Genomic DNA, 24,587 nt, shown 5'->3' with positions numbered 1-24,587 from the left:
TGCCCCGCCGATCTGCCGCTGACATACTGCATCTGTTTTCGATGACGGAATGGAAAGTGCATCCACAGCCGCTATGCTCTTCTTTTTTCCGCGCAATCGTTGCATTAATGTCTCAATGGAGAGAGGTTTTCCTTTGATCCCTCCGGTGAAGAGAGCGAGAAGAAGCCGGTCCGCGCGGCACGGGAGCGCATCATAATAAAGTCTTCGGTCAAGGAGAGAGGAACCATGCACGTCCGATCGGCCATGAAGTCGTCGCCCTGGCGGCGTATCGTCATTCTGGCTGCAATATTGACGCTGCCGGCGTCGATTTCGGCCCAAACCTCCCCGGCGGAGATTTATGGCGACCTGTTCCGGGCCGTGCAGACGCAGCGGCTGTTCCCCGACGGCAAGACCTTCGTCGACGCAGTGCCCCGGCGCGCGCCGGAAGCGATCATGGCCGATTTCCGAAGCAGCAGGCCGCAGGACAAGGAAGCGCTGCGCAGCTTCGTCCTCGCCAATTTCGCCGTGCCGGGCGTCAATGACCGTAACGCCGGCACCCTGCGCCGGCACATCCGGACGCTCTGGCCCACGCTGGTGCGCCAGCCCGAAGCCGTGGCGCCGGGCAGTTCCGCCCTGGCGATGGAGGCGCCCTATGTCGTGCCGGGCGGCCGCTTCCGCGAAATCTATTATTGGGACAGCTATTTCACCATGCTCGGCCTGGCCGTCGACGGGCAGCAGCCGCTGATCGAATCCATGCTGACGGATTTCACGGCGGCCATCGAGCGCTATGGCCATATTCCCAACGGCATGCGCAGCTATTATCTGGGCCGGTCGCAGCCGCCCTTTTTCGCGCTGATGCTGGGCCTGTCGAAACAGGGCGATCCCGCGGTCGACGCCCGACGGCTTGCCGCGTTGCGCCGCGAATATGATTATTGGATGACGGGCGCCAGCTGTGTCGACGCCGGCGGCGCATGCGCGCGGGTCGTCAAAATGCCGGACGGCACGCTGCTCAACCGCTATTGGGACGATGTTCCGCAGCCCCGCGACGAATCCTATGCCGAAGATGTGGCGACGGCGGCAGAGGACCGGACGCGCCCCGCCCAGGCGCTCTACCGCCATCTGCGCGCCGGGGCGGAAAGCGGATGGGACTTCAGCAGCCGCTGGCTGGCGGACCCGCGCCGGCTTTCATCGATCCGCACCGCCGACATCGTGCCCGTCGACCTCAACAGCCTGATGCTGATCGTGGAGGAGACCATCGCCCACCGTTGCGGCGAAGCGCGGGACGGCCCCTGCGCCGATCGCTTCACCCGTCTGGCAAGGCAGAGGCGCGGAGCGCTGGACCGCTATTTCTGGGTAGCGCGCGAGGGCCGCTATGCCGATTGGGACCGCACCGCCCGCAAGCCGACGCCGGTTCTGTCGGCCGCCACGCTCTACCCGCTGTTCGCCGGCGCCGCTTCGCCCGCCCAGGCGAAGGCGGTCGGCGCGACCGTGCGGAGCCGGTTGCTGGCGGTGGGCGGGCTGCGCACAACGACGCTGCGCACCGGCCAGCAATGGGATACGCCCAATGGCTGGGCGCCGCTGCAATGGATCGCGATTGCGGGACTTGAGCGGTCGGGTGAAGCCGCGCTGGCGCGCGAAATCGCCAGGCGCTGGCTGGGCACGGTGACGGCCGCCTATGTCGAGACCGGCCGGATGCTGGAAAAATATGATGTGGAGGAACGCAAGCCCGGCGGCGGCGGCGAATATCCGACACAGGACGGCTTCGGTTGGACCAATGGCGTGACCAGCGCGATCATGGAGAAATATCCCGAACTTGCTACCGAATGACGCGCAATGGCGCTGGGCGGGGCTGACGTCCGGGCTGAAATTTTACTGATCCAGATCAGACTGCGCATCCTATTCGCATCCCGCGCATTTGACCGAGGCAGCCATCAGGGCCGCCGAGGGAGGCTCCATGCCGGACGATACCGAAGACAGGATTCGAGAGCGCGCCTATGCCATATGGGAGGCGCAGGGCCACCCCGAAGGATTGGCCGAGGATCATTGGCGGCAGGCCGAGGCGGAGATCGGCGGACTTCCGGAGGACAGCACCCTCCCCAATCCGCTGGCGACCGGTGCCGCCGCCGAGCTGCTCTCCAGGCCCGCCTCCCGAACGAAATCGGCCTGATCCGTCCATTCCAGCATAGCCGGAGCCCGCTTGAGCCAATATCCCGACCGCCTTGAGGGCGGATCACCCTACCCCCTGGGCGCCACCTTCGACGGGTTGGGCGTCAATTTCGCCATTTTCTCCGCCAATGCAGACCGGGTCGACCTTTGCCTGTTCGATCCGAAAGGCCGCAAGGAAATCGCCCGTCTGGCCCTGCCGGAATGCACGGATGAGGTCTGGCACGGCTATTTGCCCGATGCGCGGCCCGGCCTTCTCTATGGCTATCGCGTGCACGGACCCTATGCGCCGGAACAGGGGCATCGCTTCAACCCGAACAAGCTGCTGCTCGACCCCTATGCCCGGCGTCTGTCGGGCAGCCTGCGATGGAACGACGTGCTGCACGGCTATCCGGTACGGGGGCGGCGCGCGGATCTGGGCTTCGACCGGCGGGACAGCGCGGCGGCCATGCCCAAGGCAGTGGTGACTCATGACAGTTTCGACTGGTCCCGCGACGTGCGGCCCAACGTGCCCTGGTCGGAAACCGTCATCTACGAAGCCCATGCGAAGGGACTGACCAAATTGTTGGAGGCCGCGCCGCCGCAGGAACGGGGCACCTTCGCCGCGCTCGCCCACCCCAGGGTCATCGACCATATGAAGCGGCTGGGCGTCACGACGCTGGAGCTGATGCCGATCCACGCCTTCGTGCAGGACCGCTTCCTTCAGGAAAAGGGGCTGCGCAACTATTGGGGCTATAACACGCTCAGCTTCTTCGCGCCGGAGCCCAGCTATTTCGCCGGGGATACGCATGATGAACTGCGCGTCGCCGTGCGCCGGCTGCATGCCGCGGGGATCGAGGTCATTCTCGACGTCGTCTATAATCATAGCTGCGAAGGGAGCGAACTGGGGCCGACCCTGTCCTGGCGCGGTATCGACAATGCGACCTATTACAGGCTGGTGCCGGGCGAACCGCGCTATTGCCTGAACGACACCGGCACCGGCAACACCTTCAAGCTGACCCATGCCCGCGTGATCCAGATGGTGGCGGATTCGCTGCGTTACTGGGCGACCAGCTTCGGCGTCGACGGTTTCCGCTTCGACCTGGGGCTGACGCTGGGGCGCACCGACCATGGGTTCGATCCCAATGCCGGGCTGTTCGACGTGCTGCGGCAGGACCCGATATTGGGCCGGCTGAAGCTGATCGCGGAACCGTGGGACGTCGGCATGGGCGGATACCAGCTCGGCAATTTCCCGCCGGGCTTTGCCGAATGGAACGACCGCTTCCGCGACACCACCCGCCGCTTCTGGCGCGGCGATCCGGGGCAGCGCGCCGATCTCGCCGCGCGGCTTGCCGGGTCCGGCGACCTGTTCGACCGCCGCGCCCGCCGGCCCTGGGCCAGCGTCAATTTCCTCACCAGCCATGACGGCTACACGCTGGCCGACCTCATTTCCTATGAGGAGCGGCATAATGAGGCCAATGGAGAGGATAATCGCGACGGGCATGATAATAATCTCTCGCGCAACTGGGGCGCGGAGGGACCGACCGACGATCCCGCCATCAACGACACGCGCAACCGGGTGCGGCGGGCCATGCTGACGACGCTGCTCGCCTCGCTCGGCACGCCGATGCTGGTGGCGGGGGACGAGTTCGGGCGGACCCAGGGCGGCAACAACAATGCCTATTGCCAGGATAATGAGATAAGCTGGCTCGACTGGTCGATGATGGAGGGTGAGGCCGGCAAGGCCTTGTTCGACTTCACCGCCCGGCTGATCGCCCTGCGCAGGAGCCATCCCGTGCTGCGCGCATCGACCTTCCTCTACGGTCAGGACGGCCCGGGCTCCGGTGTGGGCGACATCGAATGGTGGGACGAGCGCGGGAACCCGCTGAGCGAGGAGGACTGGAACAATCCGGAGGGGCGCGCGCTGGCGATGCGCCGCGCGCACCGATTGGAGGACGGGCGGGTAGAGGCCCTTTCGTTGCTGTTGAACGCCAGCGATGCGCCCATCGACTTCCACCTGTCGGCGCCCTCCGCTTCGCATGAAGTGCTGATCGACAGCGCCCAGTCCGAGCGGGAACCGTTCGAGATCGCCGGCGATTATGGCGTGCAGGCCCATTCGGCCGTGCTGGTGCGCTGGGTGGGCGAGAAGCCGGACGCATGACGCTCTGGGGCCCTGTCGAACTGGAAGAAGGCCGCTGGCGCTTCCGCCTTTGGGCACCGGACCGGGATGCGGTGACGCTGGAGATCGAAGACGCGGCGCCGATCGCCATGGCCGCGCAGGCGGACGGATGGTTCCTTGCCGAAGCGCCCGCCGGGCCCGGAACGCGCTACCGTTTCCGCCTCGATCCGGAACGGGCGGTGCCCGACCCCGCCTCCCGACGGCAATCCGGCGGAGTCCATGGGTGGAGCGTCATCACGGCGCTCGACCCGCCGGCCGAAAGCTGGCGCGGCCGTCCCTGGACCGAAACGGTCATCTATGAAATCCATGCCGGTCTTGCAGAGGGCTTCGCTGGAGTCCGGGCCCGGTTGCCGGAACTTGCGGAACTGGGCGTGACGGCGATCGAACTGATGCCGGTCAATGCCTTCAGCGGGGCACGGAACTGGGGTTATGACGGTGTCCTGCCCTTCGCCCCGGCCGAAGCCTATGGCTCGCCGGAAGACCTGCGCGCGCTGGTCGATGCTGCCCATGGCCATGGCCTCATGATCTTCATGGACGTGGTCTATAATCACTTCGGGCCGGACGGAAATTATCTCGGCGCCTATGCCTCGCCCTTCTTCCATGCGGAGCGGCATACGCCCTGGGGTGGCGCGGTCGCCGTGGACCGTCCTCCGGTCGCCGCCTTCTTCCGTGAAAACGCGCTGATGTGGCTCAACGACTATGGCTTCGACGGTCTGCGCTTCGATGCCGTCCATGCCATAGGCGACGACCGGTTCCTCGACTGGCTGGCGGGTGAAATCCGCAGCGCCATCGGGCCCCAGCGCCATGTCCACCTGATGCTGGAAAATGAACGCAACGATCCCGACCGGCTCATGCCCGGCCGCTATGACGCGCAATGGAACGACGATTTCCACAATGTCCTGCATGTGCTGCTGACCGGCGAGCGGGACGCCTATTATGCCGACTTCGCCCGGCAGCCTGCGGAAAAGCTCGCCCGCTGCCTCGAACAGGGCTTCATCTATCAGGGCGAAGCCTCGCCGCACCAGCAGGGCAGGACGCGGGGCGCACCCAGCGGGCATCTGCCGCCCACGACCTTCATCGCCTTCCTCCAGAATCACGATCAGGTCGGCAACCGCGCGATGGGCGAGCGGATCATCGACCTGACCGATCCGGCGCGGCTCAGGGCGGCGACGGCGCTGCTGCTGCTGATGCCGCAAATCCCGATGCTGTTCATGGGGGAGGAGGTGGGCGCGCGCAGCCCGTTCCTCTTCTTCACCGATTTCCATGACGAACTGGCCGATGCCGTGCGCGAGGGGCGGCGGCGTGAATTCGCCGGTTTTGCTAGCTTTTCCAGCGCGGAAGCCCGCGCGCGCATTCCCGACCCCAATGCCAGTGAGACTTTCGGGCAGTCCCGCATCGCCGCGGGCGAGGACGCGGAGGAATGGCGCGCCCTCTACCGCAATCTGCTTGCCCTGCGCCACGCCTATGTCGTGCCCGGTCTGGAGGGATGCCGCGCGATCGGCGCCCGGGCGCTGTCCCCGAACTGCGTCAGCGCCCGGTGGCGGCTGGGAACAGGCCGCCATCTTTCCATTCTGCTCAATCTGGGCGACGCACCCCTCGATCAGATCCTGGCCGATCCACCCCTGTTCGCCACCAATTCCCCCGGCGCCCCTGCCAGCTTCGCCGCCTGGATCGAGGAGCCATGAGCGACCTTCACCGCCTTGCCGCCGAAGCCGGGCTGATGCGATGCTGGACCGATGCCGATGGCGCGGGGCAGGAGGTCAGCGACGGCAGCCTGCGCGCCATATTGACGGCGCTGGACCTGCCGGCCGGGACGCCGGAGGAGATCGCCAGAAGCAGGGCCTCGCTCCACCACCGGCTGGATCGCCTGCCGGCCATGATCACGGCGGACCGGAACAAGCCCATCCCCCTGCCCGACCGGCTGCACGACGCGCAATTGCTGGACGAAGCAGGCTATGCCGTCGACATCGGCATGGACAGCCTGCGTCGATCCGGCGTGGCGGAACCGGGCTATTACCGTCTGGAATCCGCACAGGGCAGCATCCGCATCGCCATCGCGCCGGATCGCTGCCCGCCGATAGGCCGCCGTTGCTGGGGTGTCGCCATCCAGATCCCGTCCCTTCGCGGCTCCGGCGATTTCGGGGATTTCGGCACGCTGTGCGAGGCGGTGCGGCTGCTGGGCGCGAAGGGCGCCGATGCCGTGGCGATCAGCCCGGTCCATGCGCTGGACGACCCTGCCCGCTTCGCGCCCTATTCCCCTTCCAGCCGCCTTGCCCTCAACATCCTTTTCGGGGAGGCCGAGCCCATAGCCGCAGCGGATGGATCGGACCTGATCGACTGGAGCAAGGCCGGCCCGGCCAAATTGGCGGCGCTCCGCCGGACTGTCGGCGGTGACGACGCCGGCTTGCTGCAATCCCATGCCCGGCGTGGATTGGATGCCGTCCAGCAGGCGGCGCGGGAGGCGGGCATGGCCATCGGCCTCATCGCCGATCTTGCCGTCGGCGTCGATCCCGGCGGCAGCGACGCGCGATCCGATCCCGCCGCCTTTCTTCAGGGATTGCGGATCGGCGCGCCGCCCGACCCGCTCGGCCCCCGGGGGCAGGATTGGGGGCTGACGGGCTATAGCCCGCTGGCGCTGGTCGAACGGGGTTTCGAACCCTTCATCGCCATGTTGCGCGCCAATATGCCCGCGGGCGGCGGCATCCGCATCGACCACGGCTTTGGCCTGCAACGGCTCTGGGTCGTGCCGGAGGGACGGGCGGCGAGCGAAGGCGCCTATCTCCGCTATCCGTTCGACGATCTGCTGCGGCTGGTGAAGCTGGAGGCGTGGCGCGCCCGCGCCATCGTGATCGCGGAAGATCTGGGCACCCGGCCTGCGGGCTTCAGCGCCGCGCTGGAGGCGGCGGGCATCCATGGCATGGCGGTGCTGCCCTTCTCGCGCGATGAGGCTGGCGAATTCCTGCCCGCCGCCGCCTATCCGGCGCGATCGGTGGCGATGAGCGGGACGCATGACACGCCGACGCTGGCGGGCTGGTGGACCGGACGCGATCTTGAGTGGAGCCGCCTGCTGGATCGCGGCGGGGAAAGCGGGGCGGAGCGGGACCAGAACCGCAAGGCGCTGTGGCGCGCCATCGGTGAAGCAACGCCCATGCCCGCGAAGGACGATCCGGACATGGTGATCGACCGGGCGCTCGCCTTTCTGGCCGGGACGCCTTCGTCCCTGCTTCTTGTCCCGATGGAGGATATGGTCGGCATGATCGAACAGCCCAATCTGCCGGGCACCGTCGACACGCATCCCAATTGGCGGCGGCGCCTGCCCGACAGGATGGAAAAGCTGCTCGACCGGCCGGATGTGTCCCGCCGCATCGACCGGTTGAACCGGGAGCGGGGCGCATGATCCCGCGCGCCACCTACCGCCTGCAACTGACCCGCGAATTCCCCTTCGCGGCGGCGGAGGACATCGTTCCCTATCTGGCGGCGCTGGGGGTGAGCCATGTCTATGCATCCCCGATCACGATGGCGCGCAGCGGATCGACCCATGGCTATGACGTGATCGATCCGACCCGCATCAATCCCGAACTGGGGGGCGAAAGCGGCTTCCGCAGCCTCGTCGCCGCGCTTCGCGCGCGGGGCATGGGCATCGTCATCGACATCGTGCCCAATCACATGGGCGTGGCGGGCGGCGAAAACCCTTATTGGAACGACGTTCTTCGCCTTGGGCCGGATAGCCCCTATGCGGGCTGGTTCGACATCGACTGGCAGAGCGGTCCGCTGGTGCTGCCGCTGCTGGGGGCGCCCCTGACCCAAGCAATCGAGGATGGCGACCTCAGGCTTTCAGCCGGAAACGATCCGCACCTGCTGCTCTATGGCGACCAACGGCTGCCGCTAAAGCCCGGATCGCTGGAACAGGAACCTGACGAGCTGCGCCGCCTGCTGGACATGCAGCATTACCGGCTGGTCCACTGGCGCGCCGCCAATGACCTGCTGAACTGGCGGCGCTTTTTCTCGATCAACGATCTGGCGGGCCTGCGGATCGAGGACGCCGCCATATTCCATGCCACGCACCGGCTATATTTCGACCTGTTCGGGGAGGGGCTGATCGACGGCGTGCGGGTCGACCATGTCGATGGCCTGTCCGACCCCGCCGCCTATTGCCGGTCCCTGCGCGCCGCATTCGATGCGATCCGTTCCGGACCGGATCGCGCCTATATCGTGGTGGAGAAGATCCTGGCCGCGGACGAGCCGCTTTCGCCCGATTGGGGAGTCGACGGCACCAGCGGCTATGATTTCATGAGCGACATGACGGCGCTTCTCCACGATCCGTCCGGTGAAGCGCCGCTCCGGGCATTGTGGCGGAACCTCGATCCCGATCATGGCGATCCGGCCAGGGTGGTGCTGGAGGCGCGCCGCGACATGCTGTCCTGGCAGTTCGAAGGCCAGCTTGCCGCCTGCGTCGCTGCGTTCGCTGCCCTTGCCGGTTCGGCACGGACCGCCGACGCCGCACTGGAAGCCGTCACCCCCGCAATGATCCGCAGGGCGATCGAACGGCTGCTCTGGGTCTTTCCCGTCTATCGCACCTATGGCGACGGCCGCGCTGCGCCGATGAGAGACGCGACGGTCCGCGAACGGGCCTGGAACGCCGTTCAGCCGTACCTCCCCCCCGGCGAGGCAGAGGTGGCAAGGCATATCCTTGACTGGTTGGGAGGCACTGGTCCGGGCGATGCCGATTGCGCTGCGGAGGCCGTGCGGCGCTTCCAGCAGCTTTCCGCACCCATCGCCGCCAAGGGCGTGGAGGACACCGCCTTCTACCGCTACGCTCCGCTGCTATCCGCCAATGATGTGGGCGCCGATCCGGAACGCTTCACCCTTTCTCCGGAGGAATTTCACCGAAGGGTGCAGGCCCGTGCAGAGGTCTTTCCCCATGCCATGCTCGCGACGGCGACCCATGACCATAAGCGCGGCGAGGATGTTCGTGCCCGGCTTGCGGTGCTGAGCGCCGTCCCGCGACTGTGGGAGGAGGCGGTCGGCCGATGGTCGCGCATGGCGGACGAATGCGGCGCCGACATTCATCCCGCTGATCGTTACCAGCTCTTTCAGACGCTTTTCGGCGCCTGGCCGGCATCGGCCGATCAGGCTTTGCCGGAGGATTTTCCCGGTCGTATTTCCGGCTGGCTTGAAAAGTCCCTCCGCGAAGCGCGGCTGCGATCGAGCTGGGAACAACCCGAAGCGGGCTATGAGGCGGACGCCCGTAAGCTGCTGCATCACCTTCTGGCAAAACCGGAATTCACGCAGGACATGGGGGCCTTCGTGGCGCGGCTCCTCCCCGCGGCGCGCGCCGACAGCCTGGTCCAGACTGCCCTCAAATTCACCCTGCCCGGCGTGCCCGACATCTATCAGGGTAGCGAACTGGAAGACCTGAGCCTCGTCGATCCCGACAACCGGCGGCCCGTCGACTATGCACGCCGGCTCCGCCTGTTGGACGAGGGCGACGTGGCAGAGGGGGGGAAGATGGTCCTCATCCAGCGCCTGCTCCGCTACCGGAAGGAGCATCCCGACCTGTTCGCGCTGGGCAGCTATCGTCCGCTTTGCCCGGCTGGCCCCAGGGCGGCGCATATGTTCGCGTTCGAACGCCGTCATGCGGGCGTGCGCCTTTGCTGCGCTGTCATGATCCGCTGCGGACGGATTTTGACCGAACAGGGCGCCCTGCCCCCGGCCCAGTGGTGGAGCGACAGCCGGTTGGAGGGTGAGGTCGATCAGCTGGCAGCCGAAATGTTCGCCAGCACCCCCTATTTCATTAACCTGAGTGAATAAGGAGAAATGTCGAGGAACATAAGCAGGTTCCGCGAGTATACGCCAGAAGCGGCGATCTGTGTACCGGCCGCGTCATGCAAAGCAGGCCCGATGATCGACAGCAATATTCTTCCATGGTTGGCAGCCAACAGCGAAAATATCCAGTTGCACTTCAATGCGCATCATGAAAGCCACACAACGGTTGCGCGTCATCTTCTGCACCGCGAGCGGCTCGGGGACGTGCTGCATTTCGCCGGTCAGGACGCTCGCGCCGCCTGCATCGACAGCGGAACGCTTTGGGAATTGAGCATCCGGCATTGGGACGGCAGCGACACGCATCTGGCCGGGCCGTCGCTCGAACAATGTCTGGCGCTGGCTGAGGCCCTTCTGATCTCCTCGACGCGGGGTGCGCTCGCCGCCTGATCGCGGCGGCAGGTCATGTCCGGCAGGCTGGCGCAATCAGGGCAGGCCTATGCCCGTTATCTCCTCCAGCCTCTGAAGCAGCCGGTCCTGAAAGCCGGTGTCGGTCACTTCGCCGGCAGGCTCCTCCATCTGAAGATCGTGCCAATAGCGACCGCTGACCAGCGCCGCCGGGTCGTTGCTGGCGGCAAGCCAAACCTGAGTCCTGCGGCCTGTGTCTATGTCGACGGGCGCGCTGGCCCCGCCCATGCGCGTGCGCACCCATCCGGGGTCGACGGCGCTGCAGACGACATCCGGCCAGCGGCGCGACAATGCGGCGGCAAGGGCAGCGACATGCAGCTTGGTCTCCGCATAGGCCTTGCCCGCGTCCCATTCGCGCTTTTCCCAGTCGAGATCGTCAAGGGAGCCCTCGCCGCCCCGATGCAGGCTGCTGCTGAGATAGACGAGGCGTGACGGCCGATCGATGAGGGCGGTGAGCATATAGGGCGCCAGGCTGTTCACGGCGAAGATCGTCGCATGTCCCTCTGCAGCCGGTCCCCGGTCCGCCGTGCTGTAGATCCCGGCATTGTGGATGATGGCGTCCATCCTGCCCAGGGCATTGACCTGATCGGCCACGTCGCGTGTTTGGGCGGCGCTGCCGAGATCACCCACGACAAGCCCGCCGGACCGCTTTCCCAGCCCGTCCAGTGCCGCGGCCCGCTCCGGCGAACGCGCATGCAGGATCACCTCATGCCCATCGTCGATCAGCGCTTCGGCGGCGGCACGTCCCAGGCCTTCGGTGCTGCCGGTTATGAAAATGCGCGACATATCGGCTCCTTCCTTTTGCCGGCTTTGCCCCGGCCATATCCAATTGTGAACAAGGATAACGCATGCCGAGACATCCGGCAGCAGCCCGGAACGGACCAAACCGGTCCGGCAATGCACAACCCTTGCCTCAGGGCCGCTCGTTCATCAGCGTCCGGACCAGAAGCTGCATGCTGCCGTCGAATTTCGCGAGCATCACATGATCGTCCGCGGTTTCGAAATGGGTGATCAGCCCCTCTTCGGTCCATCGGTGGAGTGCATAGGCCGGCGGATCGGCAACGATCATCGGGCGGTTGTCCGGAGCGTCCGGGTCCATCGGCCGCATGTCGAGGGCAAGCTGCGGCGCGGTCGACGAGCAGATCGCAATGGTCGTGCCTTTCCACGGCGCCACTGCGGATCGGTGAATATGACCGCAGAGGATCGCTTGCAGATTGGGGCGACCGGCGATCGTCGCAGCGAATCGCCGGACCCAGGGTTCTTCGGGATGGGTGTTCATCCAGTCGATGCCGACCTCCACCGGGGGATGGTGCATGACGATCAGCGTCGGAGTGATGCTGTCCTCGTCCAGCCGCGCGGCGAGCCATTGCGCGCGCCGCTCGCAGAAGGCGCCGCCATGACGCCCCGGCTCCAGCGTGTCGAGCATGATGATCCGCCGCCCATCCTGCGCGATCGCATAATGGACGAAGCCATCCTCCTGGGGAATGTGAGGGAAATGCGCGGCGAAATGCGCCCGGTCGTCATGATTGCCCATGCAGGGCCACACCGGGAAATCGCACTGGCTGAAGGCGTTGGCGAGGCGGCGGTAGCTGTCCGCATCGCCCCGGTCGGTCAGGTCGCCGGTCGCCAGCAACAGATCGGGCCGGTTGGGACCATCATTCAGGGCACGCAGGACCTGGTCCAGCCGCTTGCGGTTGAACTCGGCGGGATTGTCCGGATCGAACCCCAGATGGATGTCCGTGACCTGCGCGATCAGCATTGGTCCTTGCTCCCCTTATTCGTGTCCTCGGCCACTCTTCGGCGCCATCCGCTCCTGCAAAGGCTATGCCGGTTCCGCCGTTTCAACCGGGCTCCCGCCCGCGCAGCAGCACGGGATAGGCTGATGTGCTCAGCGCCTTCCGCCTGTCGGCCGCATCTTTCCCGATCGAACGGCTGGCGGGAACCCATGGCGCGTCATCGCCGGCATGATAGCTGTGACACATGGCGCAACCCGATGGCACGTCCGCCTTGGCCTTTTCCCCGCCATGGCAGGTGCGGCAACTGTCGATGCCGGGCAGCAGCAGCTGCCTGGCATCGTGCGATTTGGGTGCGGCATGGCAGCTTTCGCATTTCTCGGTCCGGTGTGCGGCATGGTCGAACCAGCCGTTCATCATATAGCGCATCGGCTGATGCACCGGCAGCACCTGCCAACCCGCATTGCCGTTCGTGCCCGGCGGCGTGACGATATGGCAGTCGTAGCAGGCGCCGCCCCTGGAGAAGACCGCCGTGACGGCGTCGTCCGCGCGCGACGGACGTGCCGCCGCCGCCCCGAAATAGGCATGGTAGAGCCGCCCCTGCGCATAATCGCCGGGCCGCCGCCGCGCCGTTCCGCCCAAGGCCGCCGGCTGGGCCGGACCGGTCGAACGGAAATAGGCCCGCAGGTCCGCAACCACCTGATCCGGCTGGCCGTGGCGCAGCGTGCGGACGGTGCCGCCGATCGTCTCGAAGGCGAGGCTGTGGCACATCTGGCAGTCGCGCTCCATGTCCACCGGCAGGAAGCGCACGCCGTCGGCGGTCGGCTTGTGGCAATCCTTGCAGGCAAGCGCGTCGCCAAAGCCATATTGCGCCTTCATCGTCCGCGCCATTTTCGCGACGCCGCCGCTCGCGGACAGGTGGATGTCGTGCGGGAATTTGAGGCCGCTATCGTCCATCGGCCTGCTGTCGAGCGATGCGCGGGAGAAACGGGGATGCTGGCCCGGCCGCGCCTGCACCAGCGCGGAAAATTGCGGATGGCTGGTGCCGAAATCGGCGGCATTGCCCAGTTTCGTGTCCTTCAGCCGGTCCTTCAGCGTACCGTGGCAGTCGGTGCAGAAGGCCTGCGCCGTCGGCTGCATCGGACCTGCGCCTTCATGTTCGCGGTGGCAGTCGACGCAGGCGCCCTCAGGCGGCTTGCCGAAGGCGGCGGCCACTCCCGCCAGCAGCTTGTCGCCCAGTCCCCCTTCAGCCCGTGCCATGGCGATGCGGGCGGCCGGTGCATGGTCGTGCGCATCCCTGTGGCAGGTCTGGCAGGCGCTGTCGCGGACCGAGACGAACGCCTTTTGATGGCAGGTTTCGCAGCGGCCTTCGAGGGCGTGGTGGGCCTGGCTGAGCGGACCGGATGACCAGGCCTTGTCGCCTACCATCTTGTAGATGTTGCGCGTGTCGTCCGCGGTACGACCGGCATAGCTCCAGATCGGAATGGCGAGGAAGCCGATCAGGATCGCCAGCGCCAGCGCCCAGGCCATCAGCCGCTTGCCGGGCAGCAGGCCGCGCAGGGAGAAGACCTTCGTCTCCTCCTTTTCCTCCGAGGCTTCGGACACGGCGTCGACGCGGCGGATGGAGAGAATGGTCGCGCCGTCGTCGCCCCGCGACAGGGTGACGCGATGACCACCGAAGCGCAGTTCCGCGCCCTTGGCTGGGTCGATCTCCGCACGCAGCACCGTGCGGCCCTCCAGCTCGAAGCCCAAGGTGCCGGTGGCGCGCACGCGGATGGTGCGTTCGTCGACCTGCTCGATCCGGGCATGGTCGGGCTCCAGCGCCAGGTCGGGCAAGTGGATGTCGCTTTCAGCCGCGCGGCCGAGGGAGAGTTGCGCCTGGGCGATGGTGGCGGCGCGAACGATCTCACGGCCATCGGCGGTGAGGCTGATCTGGCGGACTAGAAAGCTCATCTCAGGCTCACCAGTAGAAGAAGACGCTGACGACATGTGCGGTCAGCGCTGCCAGCAGGGCAAAGGTGGCGGGCACATGGACGTAGAGCCAGATTTCCAGCAGCGCCTTCAGCTTCAGGTGGCGGCGCAGACGGGCCAGCATGGCCTGCTTGCGCTCCAGCAGGGCGTCGATCCTCTCCAGCGGGTCGTTGCCGGTATCGGGCGTCTCGCCCGTCCAGCGGCGCAGCGCAGCCTGCGCCCTCGCCGTGGCGCAGCGGGGATAGCGGCCCGACAGGCGGGCGATCAGGCCGCCGCCGAAGGGATCATCCTCCAGCGACTGGCGCACCAGCGCGGCCTGTTCATGGGTCAATGGCTGCGCGGCATCATGCAGTTGCCGGTCGATGGCGCGCACCGCGTCGAGCATCTGCACCTGCGTCATTTCGGCGCGGTTGTTGCTGAGCGCGGCGGGCAGGGTCGCATAGACGGCGATGCCGAACAGGCCCGACAGGATCACCAGCATCATCAGCGCATAGGCGAGGGTATGGACATTCCATCCGAGCTGGAAGCCGGTGTGCAGCGTGGCGATGACGATCAGGCTGAGGCCGAGATAGACATGGGCGGAGGTCCAGGCCTTGAGCGACCAGCGTCCCCGCGTCATCGCCCGCTTGCGCAGGCCGAGCAGGGTCAGCCAAAGGATCAGCAGCACGCCGATCGTGCCCATGGCATAGCCGTACCAGCTCCCGCCATTATGATGCGGCGTGACGTCGACCAGCATGTAGCTGGCGATCGACAGGACGCAGATCAGCGTCGCGATCTTCAGCCAGCGGAAACCGGCGTGACGAAGAAAGCCGTCATGCAGCACTTCTCCCTTGGCGCGGCGAATGGGGCTGGCGGCTCCGGCAGCCATCAGCGCGCCTCCCCGCCCAGCCGGGCGACCGTCAGGAAATCCTCCGGTGCGACACGGATGGCCGCGCCGGTGGGGCAGGCGCGGACGCAGGCCGGGCCGCCCTCAATGCCGGAGCACATGTCGCATTTGATGGCCTTCTTCGGCTTTTCGACGCCGGGCTCCGCATTTTTGGCGCGCCATTTCTTCGATGGTTCGCCGGGGCCGGGGCCTGCGCCGAAGAACATCCAGTTCAGCAGGCCCGGCTTACTGGGCGGCACGCTGTCCATGCGGATCACGCCATAGGGGCAGTTGCGCTGGCAATTGCCGCAGCCGATGCAGGTCTCGTCGATGAAGACCTCTCCATCGGGGCCGCGATGGATGGCGTTGGGCGGGCAGTCGGCCATGCAGTGCGGATGCTCGCAATGGCGGCAGCTCGTCGGCACATGCAGGTGGGCATAGGTCCGGCCCGCCTCCCGATCGAGGCGGGAGAGGCCATCGTGACTGTCCGCGCAGGCCTTTTCGCAATTGTCGCAGCCGACGCAGAGATGTTCGTCGATCAGCAGCACGTCCGTCGCTTCGCCGATGCCGTTGTCGACCAGGAACTTCGCCGTTTCCGAATACATGTCGACAACGGTGGAGAAGCTGTCCTTGCGGCTTTCGATGAAGGCGTTGACGTCCTGCCGCGCCGCCATGTCGCGGCGGGCGCGTTCCAGTAGGGCGGGCTTGGCGGCCATCAGCCGGGCGAAGGCGTCGCCATTCAGCCTGATGACCTCCGACTTGACGGTCGCCTTGACCGTGGCCGTGCGCGGCCCGCCCGCGATCAGCGCCATTTCCCCCACATAGCTGCCGGCGGGAAGATAGGAGAGGAAGACGTTTTTCCCGCCGATCTTCTTCTCCACGATCATGGAGCCGACCCGGATCACATAGATGTCATTGCCAAGGTCGCCTTCGCTGAGGATCGCTTCCCCCGCCTTCACGGTCCGGATTTCCGCCGTGTCGAGAATGTCGGCAAGATCCGCCGGGGTCAGGCCGGCGCCGAACATCTGGAGCAGTTGCCGTTCGGTCGAGATGCGGGTGATGGCGCGCTTGGCCGGCGGGTTGGAGGACATGAGCTTGAGCGCCGCCGTGCGCGACACCTCCACCATGATCGAGTCCGCGCCCGCCCGCACGGTCGCGCCGCGGCGGCGGCCGGAAATGAGGCCGACTTCTCCGAAGATCGATCCCTGGTCGATGGGTATGTCGACGCCCGGCGCGACCTCCACCAGCGCCTGCCCCCGCGCGATGCCGAAGAGGGAGGAGCCGGGATCGAACTTCTCGAAGATCACATCGTCCCTGCGATAGGCGCGCACTTCGCTGTCCAGCATGAATTCGCGCATCTGGAGCGGAGAAAGGCCCTCCAGGATGGCGACGTTGGCGCGCAGATGCTCCAGCCAGTCCGCGACGCTCTTCTTTTCCGGCAAACCCGCGAATTTGGCGGCGAGTATGGGTTCGTCGGCGGGCTTCAGGTCGCGATTGCCGTTGATATATTCGACGACGTCATAACCCTGGTTCATGCAATGCTTGATCAGCGGATAGCCCGCCAGCGCGCCGATTACGAAAATGCCGGGGGCGGTGCTTTCGAATACCGGCGACAATTTGGGGAAGGCCAGGCGGTCGCCGCTGGTGAACTCAATGCCGCAACTCTCCACAAAGGCGCGCGGCGGGGCGGAACCCATGCGGGCGATGATGCGGTCGCATTTCAGCTTCACCTCGCCGTCGCGGCTGTCGAGCGTGATGAAACCGGGTTCGACCTTCGCCGTGGTGGTTTCGGTCATGATGGCAAGGCGTCCCGCTTCGGCGGCGGCCATCAGCGCCTTGACGTTCGCGGCCTTGGCGCTGGCGAACTCGGTCGAGCGGTTGAGGATCGTGACGGCATTGCCCTGCGCCACGTCGGCGGCCAGGCCCAGGGCGTTTTCTATGCCCGCATCGCCCGTGCCGACGACGAAGATATGCTCGTCATTATATTCCCCCGGATCGTCCAGCTGATATTGGACATGGGGCAGGTCGGCGCCGGGCACACGCATCAGATTGGGATTGCCCTGCGTGCCGATGGCCATGACGACCGCATCGGCAATCACATCCCGCCCGTCGCTCAGGGTCAGTCGATAGGGCGGAGCGAGCCGCTGGATTTCCTTCGTTTCGGTCGTGCCGTCGCGCCTGCGCTCGACGATCTTCTGGATGCTGCCGGGGATGGGATCGCCGATGCCGACAATCGCCTTCACCTCCGCATTATAGGCGACATTGACGCCTTGGTCCGCCGCCTGCGCGTTCCAGCGGTCGAGAATCGCTTCGCGCTTGCCTGCCTCGAAATCGCAGTCGGACCGCAGCACGAGTTGGCTGGGCGTCGCCATCACATGCTTGCCCTTCTGATATTTGAAGATGGTGTCGGACAGATGGTCCGTCTTCTCGATCAGCAGGTGCGAAAGCCCCAGTGCAGCGGCGCGCGCGGCCGCACTCAGCCCCGCCGGCCCCGATCCGACGATCGCGATACGCACGCGGTCAGTCAATGATTATCCCCCAATATGCCCCTGCGTTCCGGCTGTTACCGGATGCCTGTCCCGGGCGGCACTCTATCATTTCCGCAGCGTCACGCTAGAGAAGATCGCGGGGAACAGCCGGGGAGTGGAAGAATAATGGGTTGGAACTGGAGGCGCGTGGTCCTGATGGGCGCGGTCGGCATCGCCGCCCTATCGATCGGCTATAATCTGACGCACGCGCCGGAGGAGACGAAAGCGCCCGTCCTGCCCTCGCCGCTGACGAACGAAGGGCCGAGCGACCCGGAAGCGGCGATCCGCGCGCTACAGGACCGGGTCGGGGCAAATCCCAACGATGCGGAGGGCTGGCAGAGGCTGGGCTGGGCCTATTTCGAGAGCGGCCGCCATGCCGATGCGGTGCGCGCCTATCGCCATGCGACGAAGCTGGCGCCGGGGAACGCCACCTTCTGGTCCTCGCTTGGCGAAGCGGCAGTGATGGCGAGCGAGCGCGATCCCATGCCGAAGGAGGCGGCCGACGCCTTCGACAAGGCGATCTCGCTCGACCCCAAGGACCCCAGGGCACGTTATTTCCTGGCGGTGCGCAAGGATCTGGCGAAGGATCATGACGGCGCGATCCGCGACTGGCTGGCCCTGCTGGGCGACACGCCGCCGGGCGCGCCATGGGAAGCCGATCTGCGCCGGACGATAGAGCAGGTGGGAAAGATCAACGGCATCAATGTCGCGGAGCGGCTGGCGGCGGTGAAGCCGACCGCACCGCATCCTCCCATGGGCGCCGGCATGTCCGTGGCGGCAGCGGCGATACCGGGTCCAAGCCGCGAGCAGATGCAGGCCGCGGCGCAGCTTCCCAAGGGGCAGCAGGATGCGATGGTCGAGGGCATGGTGGCCAGCCTGGAGGCCAGGCTGAAGGCCAATCCGGGCAATGTCGACGGCTGGATCATGCTGATGCGCAGCCGCATGACGCTGGGCGAGACGGGCAAGGCGACGGCGGCCTATGCGCAGGCGCGGTCGGCCAATCCGGCGCAGGCGGGACGGATCAGGGATGAGGCACGGATATTGGGCGTGCCGGGCGTCTGAAACCCGGCTCAGCGCAGCAGAGGCGGCCGCCAGCCCTTCATATCCACCTCGTCGCTGACCTTATAGGGAATCCCCCTGGAGTTCAGGAACAGTCGCTCCATTTCCGGGCGGGTGAAGGGCCGCGAGCCGAGGCGTCCGAACACCGCGATCTGCCCGCCCGTTTCATCGACCGCCCGGTCGCGGTCCAGCCCCTTGGACAGCGCCAAAGCCGCCGAAGGCGTCCTTGCCCAGGCAATCAGTTCCGGCTTGGGCGCGGGTGAAAAGCCATAGAAATTCGGCTGGCTCGCCGGACTGGTGAGCTGGATGACCTTGAGCCCGTTCCGGCCGTCCGCGACATAGGCGAACAGCGACGCATTGGTGGTGCCGACGATCACATCCTCCACATCGGTCATCTGCCCGCCGAACGTCTCCTTCGCGTAGACGAGCGGCCGCAACGGGTTGGTGATGTTGACGATCGCCAGCCCTTCGGACTTGGCCGCGACATAGGCATAGGTCCGGGCGAGATAGATGCGGCGCGCATCGGCCAGCGGCACGGTGGCGGACGGCACCACCACCGGATCGGTGAGCTTCGTCACGTCGAAGAGCTTCAATCCTTCCGCATCCGTGACCCACAGATAGCGGAACTGGATCGCGCTTGCCCGCGCATCCTTCATCGGGCGGACGGCGGCGAGACGGGGGTGGAGCGGATCGCTGAGGTCCACCACCACCAGCCCGACATCCGCCGTGATATAGGCGATCTGCCCCGCCAGCTGGATGTGCCGCGCGCCGTTCAGCACGCCATCGGGGTTCCAGGTCACGGCCCGCTTTAGGAAATTGTTGCGGAATTCGCCATCGGCCATGGTCTCGATATTGACCATGATCAGCCCCTCGACGCTGTCCGTCACCGCCGCATAGCTGTAGATCGGCAGGAACGCCTGCTCCTGATTGATCCGGCGCAGTTCCGGCGTGTTGCGCAGCGGGTTGACCGGCTGGTTGGTGGCCAGCGCCATGCATGTCGCGTTCTTCGACGGCACGCCGCTATTGTGACCCAGCTTCGAGAAAGGCGCGCTCAGGATCGGCTCGGAAAAGCCCTTGTTCGCGATGGACGCCACGTCATAGACGCGGAAACCGCCCTTCCCTTCGGCCACATACATATATTCGCCGCGCAGTTGCAGGCATCCGACGCGCCCCGCCGTGCCCTTCACGACATTGCGGAACTCTTCTACGGCATGGGTCTCGCCCGACGCCTTCTTGTCGAAATATTTGCCGCGCACCCAATCCTTGAGTTCCCGCTTGTTCTGCTCGACATGCAGCTTCCAATAGTCGGGATAGGCATATTTCTGGAGATAGCTGCCGATCACCGCCTGCGGCTCATCCCATTCGGTAACGCGGATCGCCTCGAACCCACCCTCCAGCCCGGTCCAGGCATTCAACCCCACGAAGTTCACGAAATTGGTGCCGAGCAGCAGCAATTGCGACATGATGGCGTTGTTGTCGTCCTTGGCCGACAAATGGCAGTCGGAGCAAGTCTTCGTCTCGGTCCTGCGCACCGTATGCGGGAAATGCGGCGCGAAGGCCTGGGACGAGAAGCCGATGCCGGATATGGGCGGCTGCTGGATGTAGATGCGTTCACGGTTGATGTTGGTGGACGACAGGACCAGCGCCGAAGTCGAGCGAACCGGGGCGGTTTCATTGCCTTTGGTGGTCATATGCTTGCCAAGCTGGAACATCTCGTCCCGCGCCACCTGCGGGTTATAGGTGGCGAAGTTGCGCGTCTCCTCCCCGTCATAATGGTGGAGCGACGTCTTCCAGTTCGCCTCGATGGGCAAATGGCAACCGCCGCAACTGGTCGTCCAACTCAGGTGGCAGGTGAAGCATGCCATGTTGTCGTCGCCATGCGCCCGGTCCGCCTTCGCCACGCCGGGACCGAAGGCGAAGCTGCCATCCTCCGCGCCCGAACGGCTCACCAGCTTGGCGCGGGCGGCCTTGGCGTTGAAGTGCGGATTGGCGGGGTCGACCGAATCCTTCACCAGGCTCACTTCCCACTCCAGTTTCGGATCGACGATCGACCGCTGGATCAGCCGTTGCCGCCCGCTGGCGTCATAATACCATTCGAAGCGCCGCTTGCCGTCCGGATTGCGCAGCAGGGCGAGATTGGTGCCCTTGGGCGGCGCGGCCGGGCCGGAGGTCAGCAACGTCGGATAGGCATCCGCCGTACCGTGGCAGTCCTTGCATCCGATCTCTATGGCATTGGCCACTTCGCCATAGATGAAGCCGTTGCCGTGGCTGTCCTGCGCGAAATGGCAGTCGGCGCATTGCAGGCCCTTTTCGGCATGAATGTCCATCAGGTGCACGGACTTGCCGGGATTGGTGCCGACGGGAACGAACTTCTCCTCCCCCTTCTTCCGCCATTTTTCCGGATCGTCGGGCGAAACGATCCGGCCGTCCGCGTCGAGCAGATTGCCTTCCCGGTCGCGCTTGAACACGCCGCGGAAGTTCCAGCCATGGCCGTGATAGTCCGCGAACTGCGTGTCCTTCGCCCTGTCGTTCAGGTCGTAGACGTTGCGCAGAAATTCCAGGTCCGCCCATTTGCCGCGTGGGGAAGCCCCTTCCGGATTGCGCTCCAGAGTCTCATGCACTTGCGCGGCGGTCGGATATTTCTGCTTTTCCGGCCACATCAGCGGCGCGTCGGACTCATAGTCCCACATCGTATAGCCCAGATAGCTGTTCAGGAAGATATTGGGCTGGTGCATGTGGCAGTTCATGCACTGGGCAGTCGGGATGGCGCGGGTGAAGGCGTGGCGGATCGGATGGCCGCTTTCCTTGACGGCGCCGATAGGATGATCCGGCTTGACGGTCTCGCCATGCGGGCCTTTCAACCCGCCATGGCTCGTCTTGGCCGCGATGGTGGGATCGACCGTGGCGGTCTGCCCGTCGCGGCCATATTGGGCGTAGATCAGGCTGTGGCGCGGCTCGCGGTCGTTGGCGTAGACGACATGGCACCCCGAACAGCCCGAATGGCGATAATCGCCCGGCTGGTCGTTGGTCCCCATGAACCACATATAGGGATCGTTGAGGCGGGTCTTGTGGATGTTGAGCGCCGGAATCGCCACGCGCAAACCCGTTCCGGGGCCGCGATTGGACTGCTTGAGGTCGGGCCGTCCGGGTTCTTCCAGCCGCTGGATCGATCCGGTGGGATTGGGCAGGCCGATTTCGGGAAATTGCGTGCCGATATTGCGGCCGCCGCGTTCGAATACGCGGAAGACGTCGCCGGGCGGGATCACCTGCCATGTCGGCAGCGGATAGAGTTCCGCCAGCGCGCCGCGCGCCTTCTGTTCGGCGGTCAGCGTGCCGGGCGGGCTGCCGGGCGAGACGATCTTCGCGGGTTTCCCATCCTTGGTATAGGCCTCGCCGAAGATGTAGTTCTTGAACGGCACGATCCCATTATTATAGGCCGCCCCGCCCCACAGCATCGCGCCCGACGCCATCAGCGAACGCTCCGCCGCCTCGATAACCTGCATATGGCATGACCCGCAGGCGTCCCGCGCCACGCGATAGTCGCTGGGATTGACGAAGCGCACAAACTCCGGCGCCTCCCGGTTCAGCAACGTGTAAGTCCGCTGCGGATTGGCGGAGGAGGGATAGTGCCAGCTCTTGGGATAGCGCGGCAGCACATGCGCCCTCTCCCGCGCTGCGACATAGGCGGGGTCTTCGAAGCCCAATGCGGGATCGCCCCGCACCGCCGCATTGCCCCCATGGCAGTCGGTGCAGCCCAGCATCACCGCAGGGGTCGCGTGCATGGACGGCTCGTCGGTCTTGCTGTGGCAGCTATAGCAGCCGTCCGATTTCGCCGCGACCTGTTCAGCGGTCTGGCTCATCGGCGCTGGCGGCGCGGGGGCATAGTGGCGCTCGACCGGCTTTTCGGCGTCGGAAGCGTAGAGGATAGCCACGGGAAGGAGCAACGCCGCGAGCACCACCACCACCGTCATTCCCGCGAAGGCGGGAATCCACCTCCCAACCCGTCGTCTGGACGCAGCGCCGGAGATGGATTCCCGCCTTCGCGGGAATGACAGAGGGGAAAAAGGCCAACGCATCAGTAACTCAAGATCAAATTGGCGAGCACCGAATAATAATTCCGGTTGCGCTCGCTATTGGTGAAGAGGTCGCGAAATCCCGCCCCCGGCAACAGCGTCGCGCCCGACAGGCGGAAGACGATGTTCTGCGTCGCATACGGCCGCCAGATCGCCGCGGTCGACAAATCCCAGCCGATGGCCCTGGGAATGCTGCCCTCGTTGCGCAGCGCCCGAAGCGTGGCCGTGTTCTGGAACCAGAGGTGATTGGCGTTGGCCGACAGCCGCAGTTCCGGCATCAGGTCGAAATCGGCCCCCGCGCCCAGCAGCATCGTGCCGGGATTGTTGAAGTTCGACTGCCCCTGTTCCTTCGAGGAACGCAGGGAGTTCAATATGCCGTTGCGTCCGTTGATCCCGATCACGCGCCCACCGCCGGCAAAGGGAATGGACTGCCTGATCCAATAGCTGGTGTCCGCGCCGGCAAAGACGGGATTCTCGAAAATCGCATCGAACCCGTTTTCGCGATTGTCATGGGGATCGCCGTCGCCGCTGGCATAGAGGCCGGAAATACGGAACCGCATCCAGTCCTTATCGACGCTCGCTTCGGCGGCGGCGAAAAAAGCCCTGATCTGCGCGGGCCGCGAAGTGAAGATGCTGTTCCGATCCTCCCCCAGCGCGCCGTAAAGCGACGCCGTCAGATTCAGCCGTCCGATCCGCCCGTCGGCATTATAGCCGAGATAGACGACATCATATTCCCGCCCGCGCAGGTCGCCCAGCAGCGCCGGACGCACCGGAAAGCCGTTATCGTCGATCTCTATGTCCCGCTTCTCGCGGTTCATGTTGTAGACGGCGGTGATCTGGCTGGTGAGACCGGGGATCAGGAAATCCTGCCGGTAGAGATTGGCAAGGAATGTCCAGTCCCTGCGCGGCGACTGCACGACCGAATTGAGGCCGCTATTGGTGTCCTTTTCCAACCGCCAGAAAGCCGCCAGATTGAACTGGAAGCGGTTATTGTCGCGATTGCCGAACAGCCGGATGCCCAATTGCTGATCATTGAACAGAAAGCCGCGGAAATCCGACTGGAAGGGCTGGATACCGACGCGCAGCGAGCGGAAGTCATAGCGGTCCGACGTGTTGGCGAGGTGATAGTCGACAAAGGCTTCCTGCACGCCCAGAAAATGGTCGGTGCGGCGCGACGGCCGGGAGGGTTGCACGAACAGCACGCGGCGTTCGGGCACGTTCACATGATTGACGTTGAGCGCCAGCGTCAGGCGATATTCGATCTCCGGCGGCTTGAAGGCGGTCGCGCCCTTGATGAGCGCCACGCCGCCGATGAAGGTCTGGCTGAACACATAGCTCGCATCCTTGCCGAAGACATCGATGCTGCCCGGCCGCTCCGTCGTCTGCACGCCCACCGGAATCGGGAAGGTCCGTGGTTCCAGCACGGTATCGCTCACTGCATTGGCGACGAAGAACCAGTCGTCGCCCTTGATCGGCAGCCACTTCGCCTTTTCCCGGTCGATCGGCCGGTCGCCCTTCAGCATATTCTGGTTATAGGGATCGAACCAGCGTTCCTTCACCACCCCCAGGCTTTCGATCAGGCGCCAGCGATCCGGGATCGGCACCTGATCGGTCGGAAAGGCCTCCGGCGGCGGCGCTCGAACCGCACCCTTATTGTCCTGCGTCACGGCTTGGGGCAGCGGCGCTTCATAGCCGGGGCGACGGCGGCCCTCTATGGATTGACGGTCGGCATCCAAAAGCTCCTGCCAGTTTTCCGGCGGAGGGGGCGGCACAGGCTCGCCCGGCTGGGCCAGCGCGAACAGGGGCATGAGCGAGACAAGGCCCATC

Annotated in this window: 15 protein-coding genes; 8 read left to right on the top strand and 7 right to left on the bottom strand. The window is 65.6% G+C overall.

Features of this window, described 5'->3' with window-relative positions:
• The first annotated feature begins 225 nt into the window (after nt 1-225).
• From treF to EGM87_RS19775, 7 genes are all read left to right on the top strand, one after another.
• The gene (gene treF / locus EGM87_RS19805) at nt 226-1,806 is read left to right on the top strand and encodes an alpha,alpha-trehalase TreF (RefSeq protein ID WP_253719208.1); all 1,581 of its coding nucleotides are present in this window, start codon (nt 226-228) and stop codon (nt 1,804-1,806) included.
• A 127-nt stretch (nt 1,807-1,933) separates the two neighbouring features.
• Nucleotides 1,934-2,146, top strand: a complete 213-nt coding sequence (locus EGM87_RS19800) for a DUF2934 domain-containing protein (protein WP_025550207.1) — start codon at nt 1,934-1,936, stop codon at nt 2,144-2,146.
• Nucleotides 2,147-2,176: 30 nt separating this feature from the next.
• Nucleotides 2,177-4,282, top strand: a complete 2,106-nt coding sequence (glgX, locus tag EGM87_RS19795) for a glycogen debranching protein GlgX (protein ID WP_137709013.1) — start codon at nt 2,177-2,179, stop codon at nt 4,280-4,282.
• On the top strand, nt 4,279-5,985 hold the full coding sequence (gene treZ / locus EGM87_RS19790; RefSeq protein ID WP_137709014.1) for a malto-oligosyltrehalose trehalohydrolase: 1,707 nt from the start codon (nt 4,279-4,281) through the stop codon (nt 5,983-5,985). Before glgX ends, treZ begins: the two co-directional genes overlap by 4 nt.
• Nucleotides 5,982-7,697, top strand: a complete 1,716-nt coding sequence (malQ, locus tag EGM87_RS19785; RefSeq protein ID WP_137709015.1) for a 4-alpha-glucanotransferase — start codon at nt 5,982-5,984, stop codon at nt 7,695-7,697. The genes treZ and malQ overlap by 4 nt, the downstream gene beginning before the upstream one ends.
• Nucleotides 7,694-10,111, top strand: coding sequence for a malto-oligosyltrehalose synthase (gene treY / locus EGM87_RS19780; RefSeq protein ID WP_137709016.1), 2,418 nt, complete (start codon nt 7,694-7,696; stop codon nt 10,109-10,111). The genes malQ and treY overlap by 4 nt, the downstream gene beginning before the upstream one ends.
• Nucleotides 10,112-10,201: 90 nt before the next feature.
• Entirely contained in the window at nt 10,202-10,513 is a 312-nt protein-coding gene (locus EGM87_RS19775; RefSeq protein ID WP_044660774.1) for a hypothetical protein, read from the top strand.
• Between the two features lie 36 nt (nt 10,514-10,549).
• Here EGM87_RS19775 and EGM87_RS19770 read toward each other — a convergent pair whose 3' ends face one another.
• The 5 genes from EGM87_RS19770 to EGM87_RS19750 form a co-directional block, all read right to left on the bottom strand.
• Nucleotides 10,550-11,317 carry an SDR family NAD(P)-dependent oxidoreductase gene (locus EGM87_RS19770; RefSeq protein WP_137709017.1) on the bottom strand — a complete coding sequence of 256 codons (768 nt, stop codon included), beginning with the start codon at nt 11,315-11,317 and terminating at the stop codon, nt 10,550-10,552.
• Nucleotides 11,318-11,444: 127 nt separating this feature from the next.
• On the bottom strand, nt 11,445-12,290 hold the full coding sequence (locus EGM87_RS19765) for a metallophosphoesterase (RefSeq protein ID WP_061936724.1): 846 nt from the start codon (nt 12,288-12,290) through the stop codon (nt 11,445-11,447).
• 82 nt (nt 12,291-12,372) lie between these two features.
• Nucleotides 12,373-14,217, bottom strand: coding sequence for a cytochrome c3 family protein (locus EGM87_RS19760; RefSeq protein ID WP_137709018.1), 1,845 nt, complete (start codon nt 14,215-14,217; stop codon nt 12,373-12,375).
• 7 nt (nt 14,218-14,224) lie between these two features.
• Nucleotides 14,225-15,103 carry a hypothetical protein gene (locus EGM87_RS19755; protein ID WP_137709019.1) on the bottom strand — a complete coding sequence of 293 codons (879 nt, stop codon included), beginning with the start codon at nt 15,101-15,103 and terminating at the stop codon, nt 14,225-14,227.
• Nucleotides 15,103-17,616 carry a cyclic nucleotide-binding domain-containing protein gene (locus EGM87_RS19750; protein ID WP_137709020.1) on the bottom strand — a complete coding sequence of 838 codons (2,514 nt, stop codon included), beginning with the start codon at nt 17,614-17,616 and terminating at the stop codon, nt 15,103-15,105. Before EGM87_RS19750 ends, EGM87_RS19755 begins: the two co-directional genes overlap by 1 nt.
• A 168-nt stretch (nt 17,617-17,784) precedes the next feature.
• Between EGM87_RS19750 and EGM87_RS19745 the strand changes: the two genes are divergently transcribed.
• On the top strand, nt 17,785-18,690 hold the full coding sequence (locus EGM87_RS19745) for a TPR domain-containing protein (RefSeq protein WP_099187074.1): 906 nt from the start codon (nt 17,785-17,787) through the stop codon (nt 18,688-18,690).
• A gap of 8 nt (nt 18,691-18,698) precedes the next feature.
• Here EGM87_RS19745 and EGM87_RS19740 read toward each other — a convergent pair whose 3' ends face one another.
• Together EGM87_RS19740 and EGM87_RS19735 are read right to left on the bottom strand one after the other, a co-directional pair.
• Entirely contained in the window at nt 18,699-22,658 is a 3,960-nt protein-coding gene (locus tag EGM87_RS19740) for an LVIVD repeat-containing protein (protein ID WP_137709021.1), read from the bottom strand.
• A gap of 104 nt (nt 22,659-22,762) precedes the next feature.
• Nucleotides 22,763-24,586, bottom strand: coding sequence for a hypothetical protein (locus EGM87_RS19735; protein WP_137709022.1), 1,824 nt, complete (start codon nt 24,584-24,586; stop codon nt 22,763-22,765).
• Nucleotide 24,587: the final 1 nt, after the last annotated feature.

Source organism: Sphingobium sp. RSMS, from assembly GCF_005406185.4.
Classification (GTDB): Bacteria; Pseudomonadota; Alphaproteobacteria; order Sphingomonadales; family Sphingomonadaceae; genus Sphingobium; species Sphingobium fuliginis.
This window is presented reverse-complemented; position numbering and strand designations above follow the sequence as displayed.

What these genes read in the sequence shown, in the direction of transcription:
- treY (WP_137709016.1), top strand. Translation starts at nt 7,694, where the DNA reads ATGATCCCGCGCGCCACCTACCGCCTGCAACTGACCCGCGAATTCCCC.
- EGM87_RS19765 (WP_061936724.1), bottom strand. Translation starts at nt 12,290, where the DNA reads ATGCTGATCGCGCAGGTCACGGACATCCATCTGGGGTTCGATCCGGAC.
- EGM87_RS19770 (WP_137709017.1), bottom strand. Translation starts at nt 11,317, where the DNA reads ATGTCGCGCATTTTCATAACCGGCAGCACCGAAGGCCTGGGACGTGCC.
- EGM87_RS19800 (WP_025550207.1), top strand. Translation starts at nt 1,934, where the DNA reads ATGCCGGACGATACCGAAGACAGGATTCGAGAGCGCGCCTATGCCATA.
- EGM87_RS19735 (WP_137709022.1), bottom strand. Translation starts at nt 24,586, where the DNA reads ATGGGCCTTGTCTCGCTCATGCCCCTGTTCGCGCTGGCCCAGCCGGGC.
- EGM87_RS19755 (WP_137709019.1), bottom strand. Translation starts at nt 15,103, where the DNA reads ATGGCTGCCGGAGCCGCCAGCCCCATTCGCCGCGCCAAGGGAGAAGTG.
- treZ (WP_137709014.1), top strand. Translation starts at nt 4,279, where the DNA reads ATGACGCTCTGGGGCCCTGTCGAACTGGAAGAAGGCCGCTGGCGCTTC.
- EGM87_RS19775 (WP_044660774.1), top strand. Translation starts at nt 10,202, where the DNA reads ATGATCGACAGCAATATTCTTCCATGGTTGGCAGCCAACAGCGAAAAT.
- EGM87_RS19745 (WP_099187074.1), top strand. Translation starts at nt 17,785, where the DNA reads ATGGGCGCGGTCGGCATCGCCGCCCTATCGATCGGCTATAATCTGACG.
- EGM87_RS19760 (WP_137709018.1), bottom strand. Translation starts at nt 14,217, where the DNA reads ATGAGCTTTCTAGTCCGCCAGATCAGCCTCACCGCCGATGGCCGTGAG.
- malQ (WP_137709015.1), top strand. Translation starts at nt 5,982, where the DNA reads ATGAGCGACCTTCACCGCCTTGCCGCCGAAGCCGGGCTGATGCGATGC.
- EGM87_RS19740 (WP_137709021.1), bottom strand. Translation starts at nt 22,658, where the DNA reads ATGACGGTGGTGGTGGTGCTCGCGGCGTTGCTCCTTCCCGTGGCTATC.
- treF (WP_253719208.1), top strand. Translation starts at nt 226, where the DNA reads ATGCACGTCCGATCGGCCATGAAGTCGTCGCCCTGGCGGCGTATCGTC.